Raw genomic sequence first — 8,184 nt, forward strand, 5'->3', positions numbered from 1 at the left:
CCGGGCCGCAGGCCCAAGCCTTCAGGGGCGTGGGGAACTGCGCGAGAAACCACGAACCACCCGCACCCGCCGAACAAACAGCGCGCCCCCACCCCACTGGGCGCCCCTAGTCCTCGTCCTCCCGCTCCGCCACCGTCGCCGTCTCCTGCAACCTCTCCAGCACAGCCCGCGGCTTCGCGTTCGACGACACCGCCGTCCCTATCTCCCGCTTCACCGCCGCACTGACCTCCGCCCACGACGTCTTCCCGGCGGGATACAGCTCGGCCGAGGGGAGTTCCGTCAGGAACGGCGTGAGGTCGGCGGTGTCCTTGTCCCCCGCCATCGCCTGCGACGCCGACGACGTCACCGGCAGCAGGTCGTACTCGCGGGAGAACGCGAGGACGTTCTTGTCGGCGTAGACGTAGTCGAGGAAGTCGCCGATCTCCTCCTGGTGCCCGTTCTGCTTGAACGCCATCATCCAGTCGGTGACCCCGAGGGCCGACCGCGACCGCCCCTCACGCCCCGGCAGCGCGGCGGTGCCGAACTCGACGCCCTTGTCCTCGGCCATCTTCATCAGGCTGGGGTGCCCGTTGAGCATCCCGACCTCGCCGCGCGTGAAAGCGTCGAACGCGTCGGCCCGGTTCAGCTTGGCCGGGGCGGTCGGCCCGGTGAGGCCCTTGTCGACCAGTTCCTTCTTCAGCCAGGTGAAGGTCCGCACGTTGTCGTCGGAGTTGAGCTGGTACGTGCCGACGTTGTCCACGTATCCGGCGCCGCCGCTGAGCAGCCACTGCATGGTCTCGGCCTGGGCCTCCTCGGGCCCGAGCGGCAGCGCGTACGGGGTCTTGGTGCCGGCCGCGCGGAGCGCCTCCGCGTCGGCGGCCAGTTCGTCCCAGGTGCGCGGGGCGTCGCCGATCCCGGCCTTGGCGAACAGTTTCTTGTTGTAGAAGAGCACGCGGGTGGACGCGGCGAAGGGCATCCCGTACGAGGCCCGCCGTACCTTGCCCGCGTTGGCGAGCTGGCCGAGGAAGTTGCCCTGGACGGGTATGGAGAGCAGGTCGTCCACCTCGTAGAGCTTCCCGGCGGCGGCGTAGTCGGCGAACGTGCCGATCTGCGCCATGTCGGGGGCCTCGTCGGCGTCGACCATCTCCTTGACCTCGCGGTCGATGTCGTTCCAGGAGTGCACGGTGACGTCGATCTCGACGTCGGGGTGGTCCTTCTCGTACGCCGCGACGAGGTCGTCCCAGTACTTCTGGGAGCTGTTGGCCTTCGAGTCGCCGTAGTCGGCGGCCACCAGTTTGAGGGTGACCTTCTGCCCGTCCGTCTCCCCGGCGCCGCAGCCCGCAAGCGTGGACATCAGCCCCAGCGCGGACAGTGCCGCGAGTGTCGAGGTGGTCCTGATGTGGGTCTTCGTCCGCCGCTGTCGCACTCGTACTGCCCCAAACCTGTCGCGCTTATCGAACGGGCTTCGAACAAAACAGCCTGGATCACAGACTTGCGTTCAAGCCCGTTAATCCTTCAACTTCTCGAACTTCCTCATAAGGTCTACACCACGTGAGTGGACTAGACCTCTTGAGGGTACACGGGCCACACTGTCCCCCGTGAGACATGTCATCGCCCTCGATGTGGGCGGCACCGGGATGAAGGCCGCGCTGGTCGGTGCGGGCGGCGAGCTGCTGCACCAGGCGCGCCTCGCCACCGGCCGCGACCGCGGGCCGGACGCCGTCGTGGCGTCGATCCTCGACTTCGCCGCCGAGCTGCGCGCCCACGGCGAGCGGCACTTCGGCGAGCCCGCGTCCGCCGCCGGTGTCGCCGTGCCCGGCATCGTCGACGCCGAGCGGGGCGTCGCCGTCTACGCGGCCAACCTCGGCTGGCACGACGTACCGCTGCGCGCGCTCCTCGCCGAGCGGCTCGGCGGCATACCGGTCGCCCTCGGCCACGACGTGCGCACCGGCGGTCTCGCCGAGGGCCGGGTCGGCGCGGGCCTCGGCGCCGACCGCTACCTCTTCGTGGCGCTCGGCACCGGTATCGCCGGCGCGATCGGCGTCGAGGGCCGGGTCGAGGCGGGCGCGCACGGCTTCGCCGGCGAGATCGGCCACATCGTCGTACGCCCCGGGGGAACCCCGTGCCCCTGCGGTCAGCGCGGCTGTCTGGAGCGCTTCGCCTCCGCGGCGGCGGTCAGCCAGGCCTGGGCCGCGGCCACCGGTGACCCCGGCGCGGACGCGGCGGACTGCGCGCGGGCCGTGGAGTACGGCGACCCCCGGGCCCGCGGCGTCTGGCAGGAGGCGGTCGACGCCCTCGCCGACGGCCTCGTCACCGCCATCACCCTGCTGGACCCCCGCACCCTGATCATCGGCGGCGGCCTCGCCGAGGCCGGGGAGACCCTGTTCACCCCGCTGCGGGCCGCCATCGAACACCGGGTGACCTTCCAGAAGGTCCCCGCGCTCGTCCCGGCTTCCCTCGGCGACACGGCGGGCTGCCTCGGCGCAGGCCTCCTGGCCTGGGACCTCCTCACGGACACGACCCCCACGACCCCCACGGACGCTTCGGAGGCAACCCCCTGATGCCAGCCCAGCAGGACTTTTCCGCTTCCGGTCCGAGCAGCCTGCCTGAAGGGGCGCGGGGAACCGCGCGACAAGCCCCCGCGCACCCGCGGCCCCCGTCGACAGCGCGGCCCTACGTGCTGGAAGGCGTCCACGTCGTCCTCCCCACCGGCATCGTCGAGAACGGCCGGGTCGTGGTCGACGGCACCCGGATCGCCGAGCACGCCCCCGCCGACGCCCCCGTCCTTCCGGCCCACGGCCTGTGGGCCGTCCCCGGTTTCGTGGACCTCCACAACCACGGCGGCGGCGGTGCCTCCTTCACCTCGGGCACGGTCGAGGACGTCCTGCGGGGCATCCACACCCACCGTCTGCACGGCACCACCACCCTCGTCGCCTCCACCGTCACCGGTGACATGGACGGCCTCGCCCACCGCGCCGGGCTCCTCTCCGAACTCGCCGAGCAGGGCGACATCGCGGGCATCCACTTCGAGGGCCCGTTCATCTCCCCGTGCCGCAAGGGCGCCCACTCCGAGGCGCTGCTGCGCGACCCGGACCCGGCGGAGGTCCGCAAGCTGGTCGACGCGGCACGCGGCAGGGCGAGCATGGTCACCCTGGCCACCGAACTCCCCGGCGGCCTGGACTCCGTACGGCTCCTCGCCGAGCACGGCGTCATCGCGGCGATCGGGCACACGGACGCCACGTACGAGCAGACGGTGCGGGCCATCGAGGCGGGCGCGACCGTGGCCACGCACCTGTTCAACGCGATGCCCCCGCTGGGCCACCGCGACCCCGGCCCGATCGCGGCGCTCCTGGAGGACGAGCGGATCACCGTCGAGCTGATCAACGACGGCACGCATCTGCATCCGGCCGTCCTCCAGCTGGCGTTCCGTCACGCGGGCGCCGAGCGGGTGGCGTTCATCACCGACGCGATGGACGCGGCCGGCTTCGGCGACGGCCGCTACATGCTCGGCCCGCTGGAGGTGGAGGTCGCCGACGGTGTGGCCCGCCTGGTGGAGGGCGGCTCCATCGCCGGCTCGACCCTCACCCAGGACCGCGCCTTCAGGCGGGCGGTCACCCTCGACCGCCTTCCCGTCGAGTCCGTCGTCGCCGCGCTCTCCGCCAACCCGGCCAGGCTCCTCGGCCTGGACGACCGGATCGGCTCCCTGGAGCCGGGCAAGGACGCCGACATCGTCCTCCTCGACGCGGACTTCGCGGTGAAGGGCGTCCTGCGCAAGGGCACCTGGGTGGTGGACCCCTTCACGAACTGAGCCGACGGCCGCCGACGGACGGTGGACGGTGGACGGCAGCGCCGGTGGGGTCGACCGCTCCCCAACCAAACCGATCCGCCCCTTTGTTGGCGGGTGGCGCGGAGTGCGGCGGTTGGCCCCGGGGACTGGGCCGACCGCCGCTCTTTTGGCATGATCGAGCCTCCGCAACAGCAGTCGCCGAGCGCATTCTGATGTCAACGAAGACCGAACGCGTCGCGCCGTCGAATTCGAGGGGGTAGCCCCGGGTGATCCTCACGGTCACGCTGAACACCGCTCTCGACATCACCCACCGCGTACGGGCCCTCAGGCCCCACGCCACGCACCGGGTGACCGAGGTGATCCAACGCCCCGGCGGCAAGGGCCTGAACGTGGCCCGCGTGCTCGCCGCCCTCGGCCACGAGGTGACGGTCACCGGCTTCGTCGGCGGCGGCACCGGACGCGCCGTCCAGGAAGGGCTCACCCGGACCCCGGGCGTCGTGGACGCGCTGGTCCCGGTGGCGGGCGCGACGCGCCGGACGATCGCGGTCGTCGACGCCACCGGTGACACGACTCAGCTCAACGAGCCCGGCCCGCTCATCACCCCGGCCGAGTGGTCCGCGTTCCAGGAGGCGTACGAGGTCCTGCTGCGCTCCGCCTCGGCGGTGGCCCTGTGCGGCAGCCTGCCGCCGGGGGTGCCGGTGGGCGCGTACGCGGGCCTGATCCGCACGGCACGCACCCTCGCCGTGCCGGTGCTGCTGGACACGAGCGGTGAGCCGCTGCGGCGCGGGGTGGCGGCACGCCCCGACGTGGTGAAGCCGAACGCCGAGGAACTGGCCGAACTCACCGGCTCCCACGAACCGTCCCGCGCGACACGTGACGCGCGCCGCAGGGGCGCCCAGGCGGTCGTCGCCTCGCTCGGCCCCGACGGTCTCCTCGCCCACACACCCGAGGGCCACTGGCGGGCGACCCCGCCCCGCCGCTTCCGCGGCAACCCCACCGGCGCCGGCGACTCGGTGGTCGCGGGCCTCCTGTCGGGCCTGGTCGAACACCTCCCCTGGCCCGACCGCCTCACCCGGGCGACAGCCCTGTCGGCGGCGACCGTACTGGCCCCGGCGGCGGGCGAGTTCGACCAACGGGCATACGACGAACTACGGACGCAGGTGGCGGTGACGGGGGACGTCAGCGCGGCCTGACGCCTTGGTGCCTGACTGGGAAGCGATCTGCGATGACCGGGGGTGACTGCATGGTCATCTCCTGGCCGGAAATCGCAATTGCCTTTGGCAAGCGACGGCGAGGGTGAGAAGCTGCCCGTCGATCGCACGCACGTTCGAGAACGAGGGGGAAACATTCCCATGAAGTTGCGCCTGTTCGCACTCGCCGGTGCCGCGTTGATCGCGACCCTGCCCGTCACCACCGCCCAGTCGGCATCCGCCGTCACCAGGTGTTCGAGCGGCTATGTCTGCACTTGGTCGAGTGCAAACTTCGAAGGAACGAAGCACAGCTACAACAATGCGCACGGATGTTACCCGCGCAGCGGCCGCTCGGTGTCCAACCAGACCGGCAAACTGATCACTGTGTACAGGGAGGCGTCCTGCTACGGGGATAAGTTCGACATCCGGTCGGGCCACTACTCGGAGAACACTCCGTGGCGGGTGAAGAGCATGGCCGTCTGGGGCTGACGTCTACGACCCTGGTTCGCACCCACGGTAAGACCTTGATCACAGCCTCGTGCCACGCCATCGATTCGCGTGGCACGAGGCTGTGCCACTTGCGCAGGGCCTTCGGGCCATCGACTCAGGGACTCACAAGGTAGACCTGATCAAGGTTTGCGTCGCACTTATTGCCCTCACCACACACGATCTCAATCTGATTCGTCCCCTGGTTCAGGGTGACGGGGGCCCAAGTGGTCTGCCATCCCTTCTCCAAGTCGCCCTTGGGCGAGTTGATGAAGTTCTTCATCCCGAGCGGCTGAGTGTTGGCCTTGCCGTTCACCACGACCGTCGCGTCGGCATCTACACCAGGGATGCCATAGCGCACGTACAGACGGTAGGCACCGGCCTTCTTGATGCCGCTAAAGCTCCATGTGACCTTGGCACCGACCTGATTGAAGCCCGTGACGTAGAAGCCGCCCTCCGACTTGGCGCCGGGGATGTCGGAGGCGACCTTGGCGTTGCCGCCGAGTTGGAGGGTCTTGGCCTCCGCCTTCGGGAGGTCGCCGGGCTCCTTCTCCGCCTGCTTGCTGGTGGTCGGGCTGGGCTCGGTGTTCTGGTCGGCCGTCGGCGCGGTCGAGGGGCCGCCGCCGGCGTTGTCGTCCGCCTTGTCGTCCCCGCCGATCATGGCGACGCCGATGCCGATCACCACGGCGGCCACGACGGCGATCGCGCCGATCAGCAGGCCCTTGGTGTTGGGGCCGCGCCCGCGTCCGCCGCCACCACCGCCGTGCGTCACCTGACGGGTCGTGGACGCGCCGCCGGGGAAGGCTTCCGGTGCCTGGTAGTGCGCGTTCGGCTGGCCGTAACCGTTCTGCTGGGGGACCTGGCCGTACGCCGCGGTGGGGGCCTGCTGGGCGGGGGACGGCTGCTGGGTCTGCTGCCCGTACTGGCGTTCACCGACCGGCCGCACCCGGTTGACGGCGTTGGGGTAGCCGTAGCTCCCCGTGGGCGGCTGGGCGCCACGGGCCTGGCCGTCGGCGTAGAGGTAGCCGAACGGGTCGTCGTCCTCGGGCGTGCTCGCGCCGTTGTTGCCGGGCGTCATCCCTAGGTCTCCTCAGCGGTGCGGTACATGCGGCGTACGGGTGGCGGTTCTTGCAACAGGGGTGTAGGAGAGCGAGCCTACCCGCTCACGCTGAGCCAAACGGGTGACTCAGCCCTCGTGGCCTGAGTCACCATCGCGCCGGGAGGCCCCTCATCGGGGGCCTCACCAGCGCTTTTCCCGGCTTGGCGGGCTACTGCCCGGCTCTGGTCATCCGGCCCGCCGATGCTGTTTGGGACGAGATCGTTTCTCGACGTACATCCGCTCGTCAGCCGATTTCAACACCTCGTCCGCCGTCATCCCGCAGTGTGCCCATCCGATGCCGAAACTGGCGCCGACGCGCATCGCGCGGCCGTCGACCCGGATCGGCTGGATGATCTCGTTGCGCAGGCGTACGGCGAGGTCCTGGGCGTCGGCGCGGCCGAGCCCGTCGGCGAGGACGACGAACTCGTCACCGCCGAGCCGGGCGACGGTGTCGCCGTCGCGGACGCCCCGGCTGAGCCGGCGGGCCACCTCGATGAGGACGGCGTCGCCCGCGTTGTGCCCGAACCGGTCGTTGATCGACTTGAACCCGTCGAGGTCGCAGAAGAGCACCGCGAGCCCCTTGGTGCCGTCGTCCCGCTCGCCCTCGGGCGCGACGGTGTGCACATGGTGGTCGAAGGCGTCGTACGGCCCGGTGGCCGCGTGGAAGCCGAAGGCGTGCGCGCCGTTCCCGCCGGCCTCGTACGCGTCGAACGACGGGTGCGGCGGAGGGACGGCCGGGTGCTGGGCGGACGGGTGCTGGGCGATCCCGAAGTCGCCGTACTGCCCGAAGCCGTCTCCGGCGCCGTCCCCGAAGTTCTCCCCGAAGGTGGCGTCCATGGAGTCGGCCGCCGCGCCGGCCGGGAGCGCCTGGGGGCGCTGGCAGATGCGGGCGGAGAGCCGGGAGCGCAGCTCCGCGGAGTTCGGCAGGCCGGTCAGCGCGTCGTGGGAGGCGCGGTGGGCGAGCTGGAGCTCGCGGCGCTTGCGCTCCTCGATGTCCTCGACGTGGGTGAGCAGGAAGCGGGGTCCGTCAGCGGCGTCGGCCACGACGGAGTTGCGCAGGCTGACCCAGACGTATGTGCCGTCGCGGCGCCCGAGCCGCAGCTCGGCCCGGCCGCCCTCGGCGGAGGTGCGCAGGAGCGTGCCGATGTCCTCGGGGTGGACGAGGTCGGAGAAGGAGTACCGGCGCATGGCGGACGCGGGCCGACCGAGCAGCCGGCACAGCGCGTCGTTGGTCCGCAGGATCCGGCCGTGCTGGTCCCCGCCCATCTCGGCGATGGCCATCCCGCTCGGGGCGTACTCGAACGCCTGGCGGAAGGATTCCTCACTGGCCCGCAGGGCCTGCTGCTCCCGTTCGAGCCTGACCAGTGCGCGCTGCATATTCGCACGTAGACGCGCGTTGCTGATCGCGATGGCGGCCTGGAAGGCGTACATCTGGAGCGCCTCGCGCCCCCAGGCGCCGGGCCGCCGGCCGTTGCGCGGCCGGTCGACGGAGATGACCCCGAGCAGCTCACCGCAGGAGGCGCCGCCGGCGCCGGGGGTGTACATCGGCGCGAAGAGGCGGTCGGAGGGGTGCCACTCGTCCTCGAAGCGGGGTGCGGGCCCGTCGGTGTACCACTGCGGTACGTCGTCCTCGTCGAGGACCC

General features: G+C 71.2%; 7 protein-coding genes. 4 read left to right on the top strand and 3 right to left on the bottom strand.

What is annotated here, in order from left to right:
* Window positions 1–106: 106 nt before the first annotated feature.
* Entirely contained in the window at window positions 107–1,333 is a 1,227-nt protein-coding gene (locus tag AOK23_RS21750) for an extracellular solute-binding protein (protein ID WP_079049611.1), read from the bottom strand.
* A 244-nt stretch (window positions 1,334–1,577) separates the two neighbouring features.
* Between AOK23_RS21750 and AOK23_RS21755 the strand changes: the two genes are divergently transcribed.
* The 4 genes from AOK23_RS21755 to AOK23_RS21770 all read left to right on the top strand — a co-directional run bounded on the left by AOK23_RS21755 (window position 1,578) and on the right by AOK23_RS21770 (window position 5,445).
* The gene (locus AOK23_RS21755; RefSeq protein WP_055714363.1) at window positions 1,578–2,540 is read left to right on the top strand and encodes an ROK family protein; all 963 of its coding nucleotides are present in this window, start codon (window positions 1,578–1,580) and stop codon (window positions 2,538–2,540) included.
* Window positions 2,540–3,787 (top strand): N-acetylglucosamine-6-phosphate deacetylase, encoded by a 1,248-nt coding sequence (nagA, locus tag AOK23_RS21760; RefSeq protein ID WP_079049610.1) that lies wholly within the window; start codon window positions 2,540–2,542, stop codon window positions 3,785–3,787. The genes AOK23_RS21755 and nagA overlap by 1 nt, the downstream gene beginning before the upstream one ends.
* Window positions 3,788–4,032: 245 nt before the next feature.
* Entirely contained in the window at window positions 4,033–4,959 is a 927-nt protein-coding gene (locus tag AOK23_RS21765; RefSeq protein ID WP_055714365.1) for a 1-phosphofructokinase, read from the top strand.
* Window positions 4,960–5,118: 159 nt separating this feature from the next.
* Window positions 5,119–5,445 carry a peptidase inhibitor family I36 protein gene (locus AOK23_RS21770; protein ID WP_055714366.1) on the top strand — a complete coding sequence of 109 codons (327 nt, stop codon included), beginning with the start codon at window positions 5,119–5,121 and terminating at the stop codon, window positions 5,443–5,445.
* A gap of 115 nt (window positions 5,446–5,560) precedes the next feature.
* Here the strand turns inward: AOK23_RS21770 and AOK23_RS21775 are convergent, their stop codons facing one another.
* Both AOK23_RS21775 and cdgB read right to left on the bottom strand, forming a co-directional pair.
* Complete coding sequence (locus AOK23_RS21775; protein WP_055714367.1) at window positions 5,561–6,520, bottom strand: carbohydrate-binding protein; 960 nt, start codon at window positions 6,518–6,520, stop codon at window positions 5,561–5,563.
* Window positions 6,521–6,727: 207 nt separating this feature from the next.
* Window positions 6,728–8,184, bottom strand: a 1,457-nt coding sequence (gene cdgB / locus AOK23_RS21780) for a diguanylate cyclase CdgB (RefSeq protein ID WP_240496489.1), incomplete at its 5' end; no start/stop codon positions are given.

Origin of the sequence: Streptomyces torulosus, assembly GCF_001419765.1 — a bacterium.
Lineage (GTDB): Bacteria > Actinomycetota > Actinomycetes > Streptomycetales > Streptomycetaceae > Streptomyces > Streptomyces torulosus.